Raw genomic sequence first — 16,837 nt, 5'->3', positions numbered from 1 at the left:
GAGGCCCGCCTTCCCCCGGCGGGCCTCCAGCCGTGTCTGCACACGCTGCGTGAGGCCGTCGTGGCTGCTCGGGAGCGTTTCCACAGGGCGGTGGTCCGCATTGCGGATCGGGCCGCCGGGGCCGGTACTGTCGTTTGTGATGGAAACGGACGGGCTCTTCTCCCTCGCCTCACCGGAGGCGCCGACCGCTGGTCCGGCCGCCGCCGGGACCGCCGGATTCGGCTCGCCCTCCGGTGACGCGCCGCTCCCGGTGCGGATGCGGCCGGTCTCCCTCGACGAGCTGGTCGGGCAGAAGCACCTGCTGGCCCCCGGCGCCCCGCTGCGCCAGTTGGTGACCGGCGCGAGTCCGATGTCGGTGATCCTCTGGGGTCCGCCCGGCACCGGCAAGACCACCATCGCGCACCTGGTGGCCAACGCCACGGATCGCAAGTTCGTCGCCATGTCGGCGCTGACCGCCGGTGTCAAGGACGTGCGCGCGGTGATCGACACGGCCCGCCGCGAGCGACGTTATGGCGGCCCGCCGACCGTCCTGTTCATCGACGAGGTGCACCGCTTCAGCAAGACCCAGCAGGACTCGCTGCTCGCCGCCGTCGAGGACCGCACGGTCACCCTCTTGGCCGCGACCACGGAGAACCCGTATTTCTCGGTCATCTCGCCCCTGCTCTCCCGCTGCGTGCTGCTCACCCTCCACGCCCTCGACGAGCAGGACGTGCGCGATCTCATCCGGCGCGCGATCACCGACGAGCGCGGCCTGGGCGGCGCCGTCACCCTTTCCGCCGAGGCAGAGGACCATTTGGTACGACTGGCGAGCGGCGACGTACGCAAGGCCCTCACGGCGCTGGAGGCCGCGGCCGGAAGCGCCCTGGCCCAGAACGTCGGGGAGATCGATCTCGCCACCGCGGAGAAGGCGGTCGACGTCGCCGCGGTCCGTTACGACCGGGACGGCGACGCCCATTACGACGTGATCAGCGCGTTCATCAAGAGCATGCGCGGCAGCGATCCGGACGCGGCCCTGCACTACCTGGCCCGCATGCTGGTCGCCGGGGAGGACCCGCGGTTCATCGCCCGGCGGATCGTGATCTTCGCCAGCGAGGACGTCGGCATGGCCGATCCGCAGGCCCTGCTCGTGGCGTCGGCGGCGGCTCAGGCCGTCCAGAACGTGGGTCTGCCCGAGGCCGGGCTCAACCTGGCCCAGGCCGTGGTGCACCTGGCCACCGCCCCGAAGTCGAACAGCGTCACCACCGCCCTCGGCGAGGCGATGGCGGACGTCCGGGCCGGGCGGGGCGGCCCCGTTCCGCCGCATCTGCGCGACGCCCACTACCCGGGTTCGCGGGGGCTGGGCCACGGCCGTGGCTACCGTTACCCGCACGACGACCCGCGCGGTGTGGTCCGCCAGCAGTACGCTCCCGGCGACCTGACCGGCGTCGACTACTACCGCCCGACCGACCACGGCGCCGAACGGCTGGTGGCCGAGCGGGTCCCCCGCCTCCGGCGTATCGTTCGCGGTCTCGGCGCGGCGCCGCGCACTGATGGTGACGAATCCTCCTCGGCGCGGGTAGGCAGGACTGTTACCGCTTCGGTGGGTACCCCGGACCGCGCGGCGGGTGGTGCTCGGGCCGCCGATGAGTCACAGTCGTCGGCGGACTCGGAACCGGTCGAGGCCGCGGTGGCGGGGGAGAGCCCGGCCACCGACGGGGCGGACGCCTCCGGTGAGGCCGTGGCCTCCGGTGAGGCTGACACCTCCGGTGGGGTGGGAGATCCCCCGGAAACCGGGGCTTCCGCGGAGACCGAGGCCGAGAGTGACTACGACAGCGGCGTCAGCGCCGGAGAGGAAACGCGGTGACAGGGCGGGGTGCCGATCGGCCCGACGACGACGCGGGGTCGCGCGAGGAGCAGGGCGGGAAGAACCGCCGGCGCTTCGGGCGTGGCGGCCGTGCCGATCAGCCGGCCGTTCCCCAGGAGGTCCCGCGCGAGGAGACCGGCTGGCTCGACGACCTACGGGTGGCCAAAGAGGAACGCAACGCGATCGGCCCCGGCACCCTGCCGGGGGAGGGCCGGACCAGCAAGTCCGGCCGGGTCGCGCCGGGGCCGGACGACATGCCCGACGACGACTTCGCGTTTCCCGGCGGCCCCGGCGAGGGCCTCCCGGCGGCGGGCGACCGGATGGACGCCGAGCCGGGCCAGCGGCCGGGGCAACGACCCGGCCCCCCGGGCCCGGCGTCTCCTCCGGGTGGGCAGCGTGCCGCGGCCGTTCCACCCGGCGGTCGTCCGCAGGGCGGGCCCGTTCCGCCCCCTCCGATGCCGCCGGGTGCGATGCCGCCCGCCCAGATGCCCGCTGGACCGGCCTCGCCCGGCCCGATGCCGCCGGGCGGTGCTCCGGGCGGGCGGCGTCAGCGCGGCCAGATGCCGCCGGGCGCCGCGCCTGCCGCCCCGGGCATGCCGGGGCAGATGCCACCGGGAACTCCTCCCCGCCAGACCGGACCGGGCGGTCAGATGCCCCCGGGAGCGCCTCCCCGTCAGATGGGACCGGGCGCCGCGCCCGGAGCCCCGGGCCGGACGCCGCCGGGCGCCGTACCGGGACCGCCCGGGTCCGCAGCGCGTATGCCGGGGCAGATGCCGCCGGGGTCCGGGCCGGGCATGCCCGCTCAGATGCCACCGGGAGCTCCCGCCGGCCCGCCCGGCGCGGTGCCGGGACAGGCACCGCCGGGCGCCCGCCGGACCGGACCTCCGCAGGGCGGCCGCGCGGCGGTGACCCCCGAGGCGGGTCACGCCCGCCGTCAGATGGACGTCGATCCGTCCGGCCAGATGTTCCCCGGCCAGGCGCCGGTGCCGCTCTCCGGCAACGCGCCCGAGGTTCCCGGGGTGCCGCCGACCACGTCCAGCGTGCGCCCGGTCTCGCCGGGCCCCCGGTCCGCGGGCCCGGGCATCCGTCCGCTGTCCCCGGCCGCCCCGGCGCGAGACCGCTTCCGCCCCGCCGACCCGGTCTCGCCCGGACGGTCCGGCCCTCCGCCCGGCGGATACGACCCCGCGTCTCAGCCGGGCGCGCACGACCCGGTGCACCGCTCCGGCCCGATTCCGGGCGTGCACGACTCGGGCCCGATTCCGGGTGGCGCCGCACACCGCTCCGGCCCGGTCCCCGGCGGCTTCGACCCGGTTCAGGATTCCGGTCCGGTGCCGGGTGGGCGGCGGCCTGGTTCGGGGCAGGGTGGTTTCGATCCGGTTCAGGATTCCGGTCCGGTGCCGGGTGGGCGGCGGCCTGGTTCGGGGCAGGGTGGTTTCGATCCGGTCCATGACTCCGGTCCCGTTCCCGGCGGGCAGGATGCCGTGCATCGCTCCGGGGCCCTTCCGAACGGGTACGAGCAGGGCGCCGGCCGTGCCGCGCCGGGCGCCTACGGTGTTCCGGGCGCGCCCGACGACCGGCCGGGGCGGGGCCGCCGGTCCCGCGCCGACGAGCCGGGCGCCTTCGAGGAGCCGACCGGCCGGCACGGCGGTGGCACCCGGTCCGGGCGGGCCGCCCCGGAGGGCGACCCGCGGCACCGGCCCGGCCATGCCGCGCCGCCCGGTGACGAGCGACCCGGTAGGCGTGGCCCTTCGGAGGGTGACTTCGGCACCGGCTCGCACTCGCTGGTCCGCGCGGACGGTTTCCCCGATCCCGGGAACGACACCGGCACGGTCGGGTTCGTCCGCCGCCCCGGTGACGGTGGGTCCGGTCCCGGGGCACAGCCCGGCAAGGACGGCCGAGGCGGCGCCGGCGGACGGTCCGGCGGCGAGCCGCGCCGGCGCCGTGCCGCACGCCGTTCCGCCGACCCGGACGAGCCGGAGATCGGTGGCTTCACCGGCACCCCGGACGTGCCCGGCCCGCGCCGCATCGGCCCGGGTGACGGCCGCCCGGTCCGGGCCGCCGCCGTCGTCCCGCCGGTCGTCCCCGGACGTCAGGGTGCCCGCACCCCGGCCGTTCCGGGTCGTGCCGGCGCGATGGCGGACAGCACCTCCGGTGTGATCCAGCGTCCCGGCCGTGGCCAGCAGGGTCCCGGCGGCCCGGCGCGGCCCGGCGAGGACCAGGGCGTCACCGGTGGCGTGGCGGTACCCGAACAGCCCGGCCCCGGCCGCCGCGCGGCCCGCGCCGATGTGCCTGCCGCCGGACCGTTCGCGCCGGAGGAGGAGCACACCGGCCGGCACGGCGGTGCCCGTCCGGACGGCCCGGGCGGTGCCCGGACCGGTGCGGCCGTGCCCGGTCGCGCCGCGCCCGTTCCGGGTGGCGGCCCCGGTCGTGCCGCGCCCGTCTCCGGTGGCGGCCTGGGCCAGGGTTCCGGCCGTGTGGCGCCGGTCTCGGGTGGCGGGCCCGCACAGGCGATGGGCGCCGCTGCTCCCGGCCGTGCCGTGGTCGGCCCGCCCGGATCGGATGGCGTACCCGGCCCCGGCTCGGGTGGCGCGGTCGGAAAGCACGGTGGTGGTTCCGGCCCGGGTGCCATGACCGGTCCCGGCACGCCCGGTCCGGGTGGCGCGGTGGGAAAGCACAGCGGTGGTCCCGGCCCGGGGACGGCCGGCCCCGGTGCCGGTGGCCCCGGTCGGATGCCGGGTGGCGCGGGCGGCCCAGGTGGTGCGGCCGGCATGGCTGGACCCGGCGGTGTGCCCGGTCCCAACGGTGGCCCGGCACGAGGCGGCGCCCAGGTTCCGGGGCGGGCTCCGGGCCGTGGCCCCGCACGTGGCGGCGCTGCCGTGCCCGGCCGTGGACCCGCAGACCTGGAAGGCGGACCTTCGGGGCTGCCCGGCCGCGGTGCCGAAGGCGGTCCCGGACATGGCCCGTCGGGTCCGGATGGTGGTCCGGGGCGCGGTATGGCGGGTCCGGATGGTGGCCCGGGGCGCGGCATGGCGGGTCCGGACGGTGGCCCGGGACGCGGCATGGCGGGTCCGGACGGTGGCCCGGGACGTGGCATGCCCGGTTCGGAGGGCGACCCGTCCCGAGGCCCGGGCGGCTCGGGCAGAGGCCCGGGCGGCCTGGACAGGAGCCAGGGCGGCCCGGACAGAGGTCCGGGTGGCCCGGACAGGGCCCAGGGCGGCCCGGACGGTCCTTCTCGGGCGATGGGTGGCGCGCCCGTTCCCGGCGCCGCGGGTGCTCCGCGTGCGAGGGCAGGCGTCGCCGTTCCCGGTAAACCTTCCCGCCCGATGGGCGGGGCCGCAGTCCCAGGACTCGACGGTCCGGCACGTGGCGGTGCCGCGCCGGGCGTCGACGGCCCGGCACGCGGCGGTGCGATTCCCGGTGGGGACGGTCCGGCCCGTGGTGGCGCCGGGGTCCCCGGGATGGACGGTCCGGCACGTGGTGGGGCCGCGGTTCCCGGCGGGGACGGTCCGGCACGTGGTGGCGCAGCGGTTCCCGGCATGGACGGTCCGGCCAGGGGCGGCGCCGCTGTTCCCGGCGCGCCGTCGCGGGCGCTGGGCGCCGCCGCGAGCGTGGACGGCCCGGCCAGGGGTGGCGCTGCGGTTCCCGGCATGGATGGTCAGGCCAGGGGTGGTGCCGCGGTTCCCGGCATTGACGGCCCGGCCAGGGGTGGTGCCGCGGTCCCCGGGGTGGACGGTCCGGCGAGGGGTGGTGCCGCCGTTCCGGGGTCGGGACGTGGTGGCGCCTCCGTTCCCGGTCGCGGCCCCGACGGTCAGCCCGGCCCGGACGACCCGGGCACGAACGCGACCGGCTCGGTACGCCCGATGGGGCCCGGCGATGCGTCCGGGGGGAACGCGAACGGCGTACCCCTGAAGGATGAAACGGCCGAGGGTGGCCTCGCCGAGCTGCGCCACAAGCTGCGCACGCAGCGGAGGCTGCGGCTCGTCACGCTGTTCTCGCTGGCGGCGCTGGTGTTGCTGGCTCTGCCGGCGTTCGTCGGTTTGCGTGCGGCGAGCAGCGATCCGGTGCTGGCCTCGCTGGCGGCGCTGAAGGTTCCGTCCTGGGCCGCGAAGGATGTGGAGAATCAGGAGACCGGCAGCACGCTGTGCATCATGGAGTGTTCGTTCCGGGAGCGGAAGGCCGAATCGGACCGGCCGTTCAAGGAGACCGCCGACGTCTACGCGGCGGCGCTGACCAAGGCGGGCTGGAAGCAGCGGAAGGTCGAGGGCTGCCCGGAGACGCCGGTCGCTCCGGAGGAGGGCACCTACAGCTGCTGGAGCCGGGACGAGCTGACCCTGGACCTGGCGGTGGGCCTGCCGGGCTGCGCGGTGGATCAGATCTCGGCGGAGCAGAACCCGACGGCGGGCGCCGCGGAGGCGCTGCCGGAGCCGGGGGCGTGCCAGGGCTCCACGGTCCGGATCAAGGTGTGGAACAAGATCGAGGACCGGCGGGGTGAGAAGGAGACCACGCCGGGGCTGGTCGGGGTGACTCCGGACACGGTGTTGTCCACCGATGATCCGCTCTTCTCGCCGACACCCCAGGCGTCGTGACGTGGGCGGTGGTCACGGACGGTAGGGTCTGCTAGTTGTCCCGCCGAATCCGTGACCACCCGAATAGGAGACGCGCCAGATGGATGCCGGAGAAATCGCAGGCCTGATCGCGGCGGGCGCCTTCCTCATGCTCGTTCTCGTGCTGTCCGTGCCCATCCTGAAGTTGGGCCGCACCGTGGACGCCACGACGAACGCGATCAACGACCTGGTCGACCGGACGGGACCGTTGCTCTCCAACGTGAACGTCACGGTGGAGAACGTGAACACCGCGCTCGGTCAGGTTCAGGTCTCTTTGGACGGCGTCAACGTCCAGCTCGCCAAGGTCGACACGATGACCGGGCACGCTCAGAACATCACGGCCAATGTCGCGAACCTGGTCACCGTCGTGTCGGCCGCCGCGGCCAACCCGCTGGTCAAGGTCGCGTCTTTCGGGTACGGCCTGCGCAAGGCCACCGCCGCCCGACGGCACGCCGAGGAGGAGCGCGAGGTCCGCGCCACCCTCAAGCAGCGCCGCAAGGCCGCCCGCTGATCTTCGATCGAGAGGTAATGCCGTCATGAAGCGCCTGCTGTGGCTCGGCGTCGGCTTGGCCGTCGGCGCCCTCGTCGTTCGCAAGCTGAACCAGAAGGCCAGCGAGTTCACCCCGACCGGGATCGCGACCTCGCTGTCGGAATCCGCTGGCGGGCTCGTCGAGTCGCTGCGTAGCTTCGTGGAAGACGTCCGCGAGGGGATGGCCGAGCGGGAGCACCAGATCCACGAGGCGTTCGCCGCGGGCGAGCTGTATGAGGACAAGTTCGCCGAGTTGCGTGACGACGCGTGGCCCGGCTCGCAGGAGGGAAATCGATGAGAACGGCGGAAGTCAAGCGGCGCTTTCTGGCGCATTTCGAGGCGAACGGGCACACGGTGGTCCCGAGTGCCCCGCTGCCGGCTATCGACGACCCGAACCTGCTGTTCATCAACGCCGGCATGGTGCAGTTCGTCCCGTTCTTCCTGGGGCAGCGGACCCCGCCGTACCAGCGGGCCGCGAGCGTGCAGAAGTGCATCCGGACGCCGGACATCGACGAGGTCGGCAAGACCAGCCGGCACGGCACGTTCTTCCAGATGAACGGCAACTTCTCGTTCGGCGACTACTTCAAGGCGGGCGCGATCCCGCTGGCGTGGGAGCTGTCCACCAAGCCGGTCGAGCAGGGCGGTTTCGGTCTGGACCCGGAGAAGATCTGGGCGACCGTCTACCTGGACGACGACGAGGCCATCGAGATCTGGAAGCAGACCGGCCTGCCGGCGGAGCGGATCGTGCGCCGCGGCAAGAAGGACAACTTCTGGTCGATGGGCATCCCCGGCCCGGCGGGCCCGTGCTCGGAGCTGTACTACGACCGTGGCCCGGCGTACGGCAAGGAGGGCGGCCCGGAGGTCGACGAGGACCGGTACCTGGAGTTCTGGAACCTGGTCTTCATGCAGCACGAGATCACCGACGTGAAGTCGAAGGAGGACTTCACGATCGTCGGTGACCTGCCGAAGCAGAACATCGACACCGGCATGGGCCTGGAGCGCATCGCGTCGATCCTCCAGGGCGTCGACAACCTGTACGAGATCGACGAGGTCCGCCCGATCCTCGCCAAGGCCGCCGAGCTGACCGGCAAGGAGTACGGCAAGCGCTCCGGCCACGCGGCGTCCGAGAGCCACCCGGACGACGTGCGCCTGCGGGTGATCGCGGACCACGTCCGTACCGCGCTGATGCTGATCGGCGACGGCGTCACCCCGTCCAACGAGGGCCGCGGCTACGTGCTGCGCCGCATCATGCGCCGGGCGATCCGGTCGATCCGCCTGCTCGGCTGGCAGGAGAAGGCGCTGCCGATCCTGCTGCCGATCGCGCGGGACTGCATGTCCCCGTCGTACCCGGAGCTGGCGACCGACTTCGAGCGGATCTCCACGTACGCGTACGCGGAGGAGGACCAGTTCCTCTCCACGCTCAAGGCGGGCACCACGATCCTGGACACCGCGATCACCGAGACGCGCGCCTCCAACCAGACGCAGCTGTCCGGTGACAAGGCGTTCCAGCTGCACGACACGTACGGTTTCCCGATCGACCTGACCCTGGAGATCGCGCAGGAGCAGGGCCTCCAGGTCGACCAGGAGGGCTTCCGCCGGCTGATGGCCGACCAGCGGAACCGGGCGAAGGCGGACGCGGCGGCCCGCAAGACCGGCCACGCGGACCTGTCGGCGTACCGGTCGGCGCTGGACGCGGGCGGCCCGGTCGAGTTCACCGGCTACCAGGAGATCTCCCGCGAGTCCCGGGTCCGGGCGCTGATCGGCGAGAAGGGCCGGATCGAGGTGGCCGGCGAGGGCGACTTCGTCGAGCTGGTGCTGGACACCACCCCGTTCTACGCGGAGGGCGGCGGCCAGCAGGCGGACACCGGTGTGATCAACGTCGGTGGCGGCCGGCTGGAGATCGTCGACGTGCAGCAGCCGCTGCCGGGCCTGATCGTGCACAAGGCGCGGGTGGTCCGGGGTGAGGTGCGCGCGGGCGAGACGGCGCTGTCCGAGATCGACGTGACCCGCCGGAAGGCGATCTCCCGGTCGCACACCGCGACGCACCTGGTGCATCAGACGATGCGCAACTTCCTCGGCGAGTCGGCGACCCAGGCGGGTTCGCTGAACGCTCCGGGCCGGCTGCGGTTCGACTTCCACACTCCCGGCGCGGTGAACCCGTCGGTGCTCTTCGACGTCGAGCAGCAGATCAACGAGGTGCTGCTGCGCGACCTCGAGGTGAACGCGTTCATCACCTCGCAGGAGGAGGCGCGCCGGCTCGGCGCGATGGCGCTGTTCGGCGAGAAGTACGGCGACGAGGTCCGGGTCGTCGAGGTCGGCGACTACGCCCGTGAGCTGTGCGGCGGTACCCACGTCGCCCGTTCCGGCCAGCTCGGCCTCGTGAAGATCCTCAACGAGTCGTCGATCGGCTCCGGGGTGCGCCGGGTGGAGGCCCTGGTGGGTCTGGACGCGTTCAGTTTCCTGGCCAAGGAGCACCTGCTGGTGTCCCGTCTGGCCGACCTGTTCCGGGTGCCGGGCGAGCAGGTCGCCGACCGGGTCGAGCAGACCGTCACGGCGCTGCGCGACGCGGAGAAGGAGCTGGACAAGCTGCGGGCGCAGATGGTGCTGGGCGGGGCGGCGGCGCTCGCGTCCGGGGCGAAGGACGTGCGCGGGGTGGCGTATGTCGGCACCGAGGCGCCGGAGGGCGCGGCCGGCAACGACGTGCGGACGCTGGCGCAGGAGATCCGCGGCAAGATCGACGCGGCGCGGCCCGCGGTGGTCGCGGTGACCGCCCGGGCGAACGGCAAGGCGTCCCTGATCGTCGCGATCAACGGCGCCGCGAAGACCCGCGGGCTGTCCGCGCAGGACCTGGTCAGGGCGGCGCTGTCCGGCCGGGGCGGCGGCAACGCCGACCTGGCGCAGGGCGGCGGCGTGCCGGCTGGGGAGGCCCCGCGTCTGCTGGCCGCGATCGAGCAGGCGGTCGCCGACAAGGCCTGACAGCGCTTCTCGACGGAACGCCCCGGACGGTTGTCCGGGGCGTTTCGCGATGCGCGATGATTGCTCTGGGTAGTCGTTTGCTGATGGTGGGTACTCCATTTCTTAGCGGATCTTTAGGCCTTGCAAAGGGTGGCGGCGCATCGGCCAGCGGTGCGGTTAAGCTTCGGGGCGCGATCGGAGCGATGGCATCGAAGCGGGCGAAAGCCCCGGCCGTTACTCTTCGCAGCGAAATCTTGATCGGGGACGGGAGACGCGTGTTGCTGCTGTGCAGGGTGGGAGCGTGACTCAGCGCTTCACTCGGGGCGTCCGCCTGGGTGTGGACGTGGGTCAGGTGCGTGTCGGGGTGGCCAGGTGCGACCCGGACGGGATCCTGGCCAGCCCGGTGGTGACCGTGCCGCGGGACCGGGAGACCGGTGACGACGGCACGCCGAAGGACATGACGGAGTTGGCGCGGCTGACCGCCGAGCACGAGGCGATCGAGGTCGTCGTCGGGCTTCCGGTGGCGCTCAACGGGCGTGAGGGTGTGGCGGCCGGCCACGTCCGGGCGTACGCGGAGCGGCTCGGCACGGTGCTGGCGCCGGTCCCGGTCGTGTTGACCGATGAGCGCATGTCCACGGTCGTCGCCAGCCGCCGGCTCTCCGAGCGGGGTGTCAAGGGCAAGCGCCAGCGTGCGGTCGTGGATCAGGCGGCCGCCGTGGAGATCCTGCAGGGCTGGCTCAACGCGCAGCGGAGGCAGACTTAATTGATCGGCGAGATAGAAGACCTGAGGTACGAGGACAACCCCGATCCCGGGCGATGGAGACATCGCAAGAGGGAGAAGGGTGGCCGCTCGGTCATCACGTTCGTCCTGGTCCTGGTGCTGTTCGGCGTTCTCGGTGGCGGAGCCTGGTACGGCTACGACAAGGTGTCCGGCTTCTTCACCGCGGCCGACTACGACGGCCCCGGCAGTGGTGAGGTGATCGTCGAGGTCAAGAAGGGCGAGTACGCCTCCGCCATCGCCGAGACCCTGTTCAAGGCGGGTGTGGTCAAGAGTGCCGCGGCGTTCGTCGAGGCCGCCAAGGACAATCCCGACAGTACCGGCATTCAGGTTGGATCCTACAAGCTGCGCAAGCAGATGAAGGCCAGCGACGCGGTTTTGTGGCTGCTGGACCGGAAGAATCTCGCCGTCAACGGGGTGGTCATCCCCGAGGGCTGGACCAAGATGCAGGTCTTCGCGGCGTTCTCCAAGTACACCGGCATCCCGGTGGCGGAGTTCGAGAAGGCCGCCAAGGACATCTCGAAGCTCGGCGTCACGGCCGAATGGCTGAAGCGGACCGACGGCAAGAAGGTCGACAAGTCCAACATCGAGGGCTTCCTGTACCCGGCGACCTACGAGATCCCGAAGAAGACCACCGCGACCGACGTCCTCAAGCTCGTCATCAAGAACTTCAACGCCGAGATGGACAAGCTGGACTTCGCGGCCACGGCGAAGTCCAAGCTCAAGATCTCACCGTACGAGGCCCTGGTCGCGGCGTCGATCACCCAGGTGGAGGCGCTGCTCCCGGAGGACATGGGCCCGGTGTCGCGGGTCCTCTACAACCGGGCGTACTCGGGCGACTTCCCGTGCGGCTGCCTCCAGCTGGACAGCACGGTCAACTACTGGCTGCGGCTGAACGGCAAACAGGGCAAATCCTCCGAGAAGCTGACGATCGACGAGATGCACAGCGAGGACAACCCGTACCGGTACAACGCGCCGGGCATGTCGATCGGCCCGATCAGCAATCCCGGTGAGATCGCCCTGAAGGGCGCCATCGACGCGCCGAAGAGCCAGAATTTCTTCTTCGTGACCATCGACGAGAAGGGCACGATGGCGTACGGCAAGACGTTCGACGAGCACAACGCCAACATCAAGGTCGCGTGCAAGAACGGCATCCCGATCTGCTGAACCGCTAGTGTGACGTGGCCGGGTGGAGTTTCCTCGCCCCGCCACGCGCGTTAGGAAGGACGCCGCGTCACCGCCCGGTCGACGGAAAGTCGCCGGGGTGGGCGGCGGACCATCGATGTAGGTATGGTGCGCCCAGTGCTCGCGGAGTCGGCCGGACGGGCAGCGGAGGCAGACGACATGATCGACGAACTGGACGTGGCGTTCGAAGAGGACGCCGAGGGAGAGGGTTCCCGGCGTGATCACCGGGCCCGGAAAGGACGTGGCCGCTCCGCGGTCGCCCTGGTTCTGACGCTCCTGCTGTTCTCCGTGCTCGGCGGCGGCATCTACCTCGGCTACACCAAGGTCGCCGGCTTCTTCGTGGCGGCCGACTACGAGGGCTCCGGCAGCGCCCCGGTCGAGGTCACGATCATCAAGAACTCGTCGCTCACCGAGATCGGCAACGTGCTCGTCAAAGCCGATGTGGTGAAGAGCACCAAGGCCTTCCTGGAGGCCGCCGACGCCGAGCCGCGCAGCGAGAACATCCAGGCCGGCACCTACGTGCTGCGCCGCCAGATGGCCGCCGATCAGGCGGTCGCCCAGCTGCTCGACCCGAACACCCGGCTCAGCAAGGGCGTGACCATCCCCGAGGGCAAGACCGCCAAGCAGACGTTCGAGCTGCTCGCGAAGGCCACCGGCATCCCGGTCAAGGACTTCGAGGAGGCGGCGAAGGATCCGGAGGCGCTCGGCGTACCGGACTGGTGGTTCAAGCGCACCGACGGCAAGCCGGTGTCCAAGACGGCCGAGGGCTTCCTCTTCCCGGACACGTACGAGTTCGATCCGAAGGCCACCGCCTCGCAGGTCCTCAAGACGATGGTCGAGCACTTCCTCACCGTCACCGGCGAGATCGGGTTCGCCGACGGGGTGCAGAAGAATCTGGCCGTCTCGCCGTACGAGGCGCTCATCGTGGCGTCGCTGGCGCAGGCCGAGGCCGGTAACGCCGACGATCTGCCCAAGGTCGCCCGGGTCGCCTACAACCGGGCGTACAAGAAGAAGATGCCGTTGCAGTTCGACGTCACCACGAACTACTGGCTGGAGCTCAACGGCAAGAAGGCGAAGCACTCGGGCCAGCTCACCGAGGCCGAGATGAACGACCCGAAGAACCCGTACAACTCGGAGACCGTGGTCGGGCTGCCGATCGGGCCGATCAACAGCCCCGGCAAGGCCGCCCTGACCGGCGCCCAGAAGCCGCCGGTGGCGCCCTGGTTGTTCTTCGTCGCGATCGACAAGGCGGGGCACTCCGCGTTCGCCGCCACCGACGCCGAGCACGAGAAGAACAAGAAGAAGGCCTGCGACAACGGGATCAAGTTGTCCGACTGCTGAGCCCCGCGTGTGGGTGAGGGCGTGCCGCGGGTGTCCACCCGTAGAGTGAGCCCCGTGCAGAAGCCCGAGGAGACCCCGGCCGCGCGGAAAGCCGCGGTGTGCGGCAAGCCGATCGCGCATTCGCTCTCGCCCTTCATCCACACCGCCGGTTTCGCCGCGACCGGCCTGCTCGACTGGACCTATTCGGCGATCGAGTGCGCCGAGTCCGAACTGCCCGACCTGGTGGCCGGCCTCGGCCCGGAATGGGCCGGCCTGTCGCTGACCATGCCGCTCAAGGAGACCGCGCTGCGGCTGGCGTCCTCCGCCTCGCCGCTGGCGATCGCGGTCGGCTGCGCCAACACCCTGGTCCGCCAGGCGGACGGCACCTGGCACGCGGACAACACCGACGTCATCGGCATGGTCCAGGTGCTGCGGGAGGCCGGGCTCGGCGCGGGCACCGGCCGGCACGCCGCCAAGGTGGACCCACCCCGGATCACCGTGCTCGGTGGCGGCGGCACCGCGCGGGCCGCCCTCGGCGCGGCCGCCCAGCTCGGCGCCGAGACGGTGACCGTGGTCACCCGCCGTCCGGAGGCCCGCGAGGAGCTCGGCCCGGTCGCCGTCGCGCTGGGCATCACCCTCGACGGCGTGTCCTGGGACGACGCGGCCGGCGCGTTCGACGCCGACGCGATCATCGCCACCGTCCCGAAGGGTGCCGCCGACCCGCTCGCCGAACGGGTGACCTGGCGTCCCGGCAGCGTCTTCTTCGACGCCCTCTACGACCCGTGGCCGACGCCGCTGGCCGCCGCCGCGACCGCGCACGAGGTGCCGGTCTTCTCCGGCCTCGATCTGCTGCTGGCCCAGGCGCTCAGCCAGTTCGAGCAGTTCACCGGCCTGCCCGAGGCTCCCGAGGAGGCCATGCGCAAGGCTCTCGGCGAGGCGGTCGCGAACCGCGCCTGAGCGGCTTCCCAGCCCGAAGATCAAGAGCGACGAGCCGGGGTACGCGGTACGCGCGGCCGCCCCGGAAGGTGTCCGTAAAGCGGGACACGGGCGGCCTGTCGCGGCCCGTGTCCGGCGCCGTGCCAGACTGTTGCCGTGTTGCGCTGGCTTACTGCAGGTGAATCGCACGGACCGGCGCTCGTCGCGCTGCTCGAGGGTGTCCCCGCCGGGATCGAGGTGACGAGCGCGGACATCATGCGTGATCTGGTGCGCCGCCGCCTCGGGTACGGCCGCGGCGCCCGGATGAAGTTCGAGCAGGACGAGCTCGAACTCATCGGTGGCATCCGGCACGGGGTGACCCAGGGCTCGCCGGTCGCGATCCGGGTGGGCAACAGCGAGTGGCCCAAGTGGGAGACCGTCATGGCGGCCGACCCGGTGGACCCGGGGCTGCTCGCCGCGCAGGCCCGCAACGCGCCGCTGACCCGCCCGCGTCCCGGGCACGCCGACCTGGCCGGCATGCAGAAGTACGGGCACACCGACGCCCGCCCGATCCTGGAGCGCGCCAGCGCCCGGGAGACCGCGGCCCGCGTCGCCGTCGGCGTGGTCGCCAAGAAGCTGATCAAGCAGGCGCTCGGCATCGACATCGTGTCGCACGTCATCGAGCTCGGCGCGGTGGCCGCCAAGCCCGGCGTCATCCCCACCCCCGACGACTTCGACCGGATCGACGAGGACCCGCTGCGCTGCCTCGACCCGGAGGCCAGCGCCCGCATGGTGGCCGAGGTCGACGCCGCCAAGCAGGACGCGGACACCCTCGGCGGCATCGTCGAGGTGCTGGCCTACAACGTGCCGCCGGGTCTCGGCTCGCACGTGCAGTGGGACCGCAAGCTCGACGCCCGGCTGGCCACCGCTCTCATGTCGATCCAGTCGGTGAAGGGCGTGGAGATCGGCGACGGCTTCACCCAGGCCCGTTCGCGCGGCTCGGTGGCGCACGACGAGATCGTCCCGACCCCGGACGGGGTGAAGCGGGTCACCGACCGGGCCGGTGGCCTGGAGGGCGGCATCACCAACGGCGAGCCGCTGCGGGTCCGCGCCGCGCTCAAGCCGATCTCGTCGCTCAACCGGGCGCTGCAGACCGTCGACATCACCACCGGCGAGCCGGCCACCGCCATCAACCAGCGCTCCGACGTCTGCGCGGTCCCGGCCGGCGCGATCGTGGCCGAGGCGATGGTGGCGCTGGTCCTGGCCGAGGCCGCGACCGAGAAGTTCGGCGGCGACTCGGTCGCCGAGATCCGGCGCAACCTCCGGTCGTACCTCGACAACCTGATCATCCACTGATGGCCCCGGTCGCGGTCTTCGTCGGCGTCATGGGCGCCGGTAAGAGCACCATCGGCGCGGCGGTCGCCGCCGAGCTGGGTGTCCCCTTCGCCGACACCGACGCGATCATCGAGGACCGGGCCGGCAAGCCGATCCCGGACATCTTCGTGGAGGACGGCGAGCCCGCCTTCCGCGACCTGGAACGGCGGACCGTCGCCGACGCGCTGGCGACCTTCGACGGCGTCCTGGCGCTGGGCGGCGGCGCGATCCTGGACGAGGGCACCCGGAAGCTGCTGACCGGGCACACCGTCGTCTACCTCTCGGTCGAGCTGGCCGACGCGATCAAGCGCGTCGGCCTGGGCGCCGGCCGTCCGCTGCTCGCGATCAACCCGCGGGCCACCCTGCGGCACCTGCTGGACCAGCGCCGCCCGCTCTACCTCGAGGTGGCCACCCACACGGTCGCCACCGACGGCCGCGAGGAGTCCGAGACCACCGCCGAGGTCCTCGCCCTTCTCAGGCGGTAGTGAGCGGCGGCGGGCTCGGACGGGTCTGCAGCGCGGCCAGCTCGGAGACCGTGGCGAATTGGAAGCCGCGGGCCTTGAGGCCGCTGAACATGGCGCTCAGGCCGCGCAGCGAGACCAGCCGGTGCGGTTTGCCGACGTCGTGGGCCAGGATGATGGAGCCGGGGCGGACGTTGTCGACGATGTCGCGGACCTGGCCGTCCGGGTCGTCCTGGAAGTACTTCTCCCGCATCAGGTGCGACCACAGCACGATCTCGTAGCCGAAGTGGTCGGCGGCCAGCACCGTGGACCCGCCGAGGTGCCCGTACGGCGGGCGCAGCAGGGTCGTCTCCCGGCCGAAGACCTTCTTGATCATGTCGTGGGTGCGGGACAGCTCGGTCTCCACGCCCGCGCGGTCCAGGGTCGCCAGGTCGTCGTGCGACCAGGAGTGGTTGCCGATCTCGTGCCGGCCCATCCGGTCGCGGACCAGGTCGGCGTGCTTCTCCAGGTTCTGGCCCACCATGAAGAACGTGGCCGGGATGTTCGCCTGGTCCAGCGCGTCCAGCACCATCGGCGTCCACTGCGGGCCGGGGCCGTCGTCGAAGGTGAACGCCACCACCGGCTCGGTGGTCTCCACGAAGTACCGGATGGTCAGGTTGGCGGTGCGCAGGGCCTCGGGCGCGTCGGCGGCGGCCGCGTAGCCGCCGCTGACCGGTGGCCGGTCCCAGCCGAACGCCTGTGACAGCGCGTCCATGCCCACCACGCCGCCGACCGCCCCACCGGCGGTGAGCAGCGCGGCACGCAGCGCGGCACGTCGACTCAGTCTCATATTGATGATCTCCCCCGTTGCGGCCGTGAACGGTAGCGGGTGGC

The 16,837-nt window shown here is 72.4% G+C and carries 13 protein-coding genes; 11 read left to right on the top strand and 2 right to left on the bottom strand.

Annotation, left to right across the window (positions count from 1 at the left end):
• Positions 1-139: 139 nt before the first annotated feature.
• The gene (locus tag J5X75_RS26460) at positions 140-1,843 is read left to right on the top strand and encodes a replication-associated recombination protein A (protein ID WP_208470203.1); all 1,704 of its coding nucleotides are present in this window, start codon (positions 140-142) and stop codon (positions 1,841-1,843) included.
• 152 nt (positions 1,844-1,995) lie between these two features.
• On the opposite strand, the gene J5X75_RS45580 is transcribed toward J5X75_RS26460, so the two are convergent.
• Positions 1,996-4,800, bottom strand: coding sequence for a hypothetical protein (locus J5X75_RS45580; protein ID WP_208470202.1), 2,805 nt, complete (start codon positions 4,798-4,800; stop codon positions 1,996-1,998).
• Between the two features lie 579 nt (positions 4,801-5,379).
• On the opposite strand from J5X75_RS45580, the gene J5X75_RS26450 reads away from it, so the two are divergent.
• From J5X75_RS26450 to J5X75_RS26405, 10 genes are all read left to right on the top strand, one after another.
• Entirely contained in the window at positions 5,380-6,429 is a 1,050-nt protein-coding gene (locus J5X75_RS26450; RefSeq protein ID WP_208470201.1) for a TrbL/VirB6 family protein, read from the top strand.
• Positions 6,430-6,508: 79 nt separating this feature from the next.
• The gene (locus J5X75_RS26445; protein WP_183215255.1) at positions 6,509-6,958 is read left to right on the top strand and encodes a DUF948 domain-containing protein; all 450 of its coding nucleotides are present in this window, start codon (positions 6,509-6,511) and stop codon (positions 6,956-6,958) included.
• A 25-nt stretch (positions 6,959-6,983) separates the two neighbouring features.
• Positions 6,984-7,274 carry a hypothetical protein gene (locus J5X75_RS26440; protein WP_208470200.1) on the top strand — a complete coding sequence of 97 codons (291 nt, stop codon included), beginning with the start codon at positions 6,984-6,986 and terminating at the stop codon, positions 7,272-7,274.
• Positions 7,271-9,952, top strand: coding sequence for an alanine--tRNA ligase (gene alaS / locus J5X75_RS26435; protein ID WP_208470199.1), 2,682 nt, complete (start codon positions 7,271-7,273; stop codon positions 9,950-9,952). Before J5X75_RS26440 ends, alaS begins: the two co-directional genes overlap by 4 nt.
• A gap of 280 nt (positions 9,953-10,232) precedes the next feature.
• The gene (gene ruvX / locus J5X75_RS26430) at positions 10,233-10,694 is read left to right on the top strand and encodes a Holliday junction resolvase RuvX (RefSeq protein ID WP_208470198.1); all 462 of its coding nucleotides are present in this window, start codon (positions 10,233-10,235) and stop codon (positions 10,692-10,694) included.
• Complete coding sequence (gene mltG / locus J5X75_RS26425) at positions 10,695-11,876, top strand: endolytic transglycosylase MltG (protein ID WP_208470197.1); 1,182 nt, start codon at positions 10,695-10,697, stop codon at positions 11,874-11,876.
• Between the two features lie 177 nt (positions 11,877-12,053).
• Entirely contained in the window at positions 12,054-13,235 is a 1,182-nt protein-coding gene (mltG, locus tag J5X75_RS26420) for an endolytic transglycosylase MltG (RefSeq protein ID WP_208470196.1), read from the top strand.
• Positions 13,236-13,289: 54 nt separating this feature from the next.
• Positions 13,290-14,171: a shikimate dehydrogenase gene (locus J5X75_RS26415; protein WP_208470195.1), complete on the top strand. Its 882-nt coding sequence runs from the start codon at positions 13,290-13,292 to the stop codon at positions 14,169-14,171.
• Between the two features lie 135 nt (positions 14,172-14,306).
• Positions 14,307-15,485: a chorismate synthase gene (aroC, locus tag J5X75_RS26410; RefSeq protein WP_208470194.1), complete on the top strand. Its 1,179-nt coding sequence runs from the start codon at positions 14,307-14,309 to the stop codon at positions 15,483-15,485.
• Complete coding sequence (locus J5X75_RS26405; RefSeq protein ID WP_208470193.1) at positions 15,485-15,988, top strand: shikimate kinase; 504 nt, start codon at positions 15,485-15,487, stop codon at positions 15,986-15,988. Before aroC ends, J5X75_RS26405 begins: the two co-directional genes overlap by 1 nt.
• On the opposite strand, the gene J5X75_RS26400 is transcribed toward J5X75_RS26405, so the two are convergent.
• On the bottom strand, positions 15,978-16,793 hold the full coding sequence (locus J5X75_RS26400; protein WP_208470192.1) for a polysaccharide deacetylase family protein: 816 nt from the start codon (positions 16,791-16,793) through the stop codon (positions 15,978-15,980). The two genes, J5X75_RS26405 and J5X75_RS26400, sit on opposite strands and share 11 nt — an antisense overlap.
• Positions 16,794-16,837: the final 44 nt, after the last annotated feature.

Source organism: Actinoplanes flavus, from assembly GCF_017592555.1.
Lineage (GTDB): Bacteria > Actinomycetota > Actinomycetes > Mycobacteriales > Micromonosporaceae > Actinoplanes > Actinoplanes flavus.
This window is presented reverse-complemented; position numbering and strand designations above follow the sequence as displayed.

Coding starts and splice junctions, on each gene's coding strand:
- J5X75_RS26460 (WP_208470203.1), top strand. CDS start 140: ATGGAAACGGACGGGCTCTTCTCCCTCGCCTCACCGGAGGCGCCGACC.
- J5X75_RS45580 (WP_208470202.1), bottom strand. CDS start 4,800: ATGTCCGGGACCGCCTTCGGCACCGCGGCCGGGCAGCCCCGAAGGTCC.
- J5X75_RS26450 (WP_208470201.1), top strand. CDS start 5,380: ATGGACGGTCCGGCCAGGGGCGGCGCCGCTGTTCCCGGCGCGCCGTCG.
- J5X75_RS26445 (WP_183215255.1), top strand. CDS start 6,509: ATGGATGCCGGAGAAATCGCAGGCCTGATCGCGGCGGGCGCCTTCCTC.
- J5X75_RS26440 (WP_208470200.1), top strand. CDS start 6,984: ATGAAGCGCCTGCTGTGGCTCGGCGTCGGCTTGGCCGTCGGCGCCCTC.
- alaS (WP_208470199.1), top strand. CDS start 7,271: ATGAGAACGGCGGAAGTCAAGCGGCGCTTTCTGGCGCATTTCGAGGCG.
- mltG (WP_208470196.1), top strand. CDS start 12,054: ATGATCGACGAACTGGACGTGGCGTTCGAAGAGGACGCCGAGGGAGAG.
- J5X75_RS26405 (WP_208470193.1), top strand. CDS start 15,485: ATGGCCCCGGTCGCGGTCTTCGTCGGCGTCATGGGCGCCGGTAAGAGC.
- J5X75_RS26400 (WP_208470192.1), bottom strand. CDS start 16,793: ATGAGACTGAGTCGACGTGCCGCGCTGCGTGCCGCGCTGCTCACCGCC.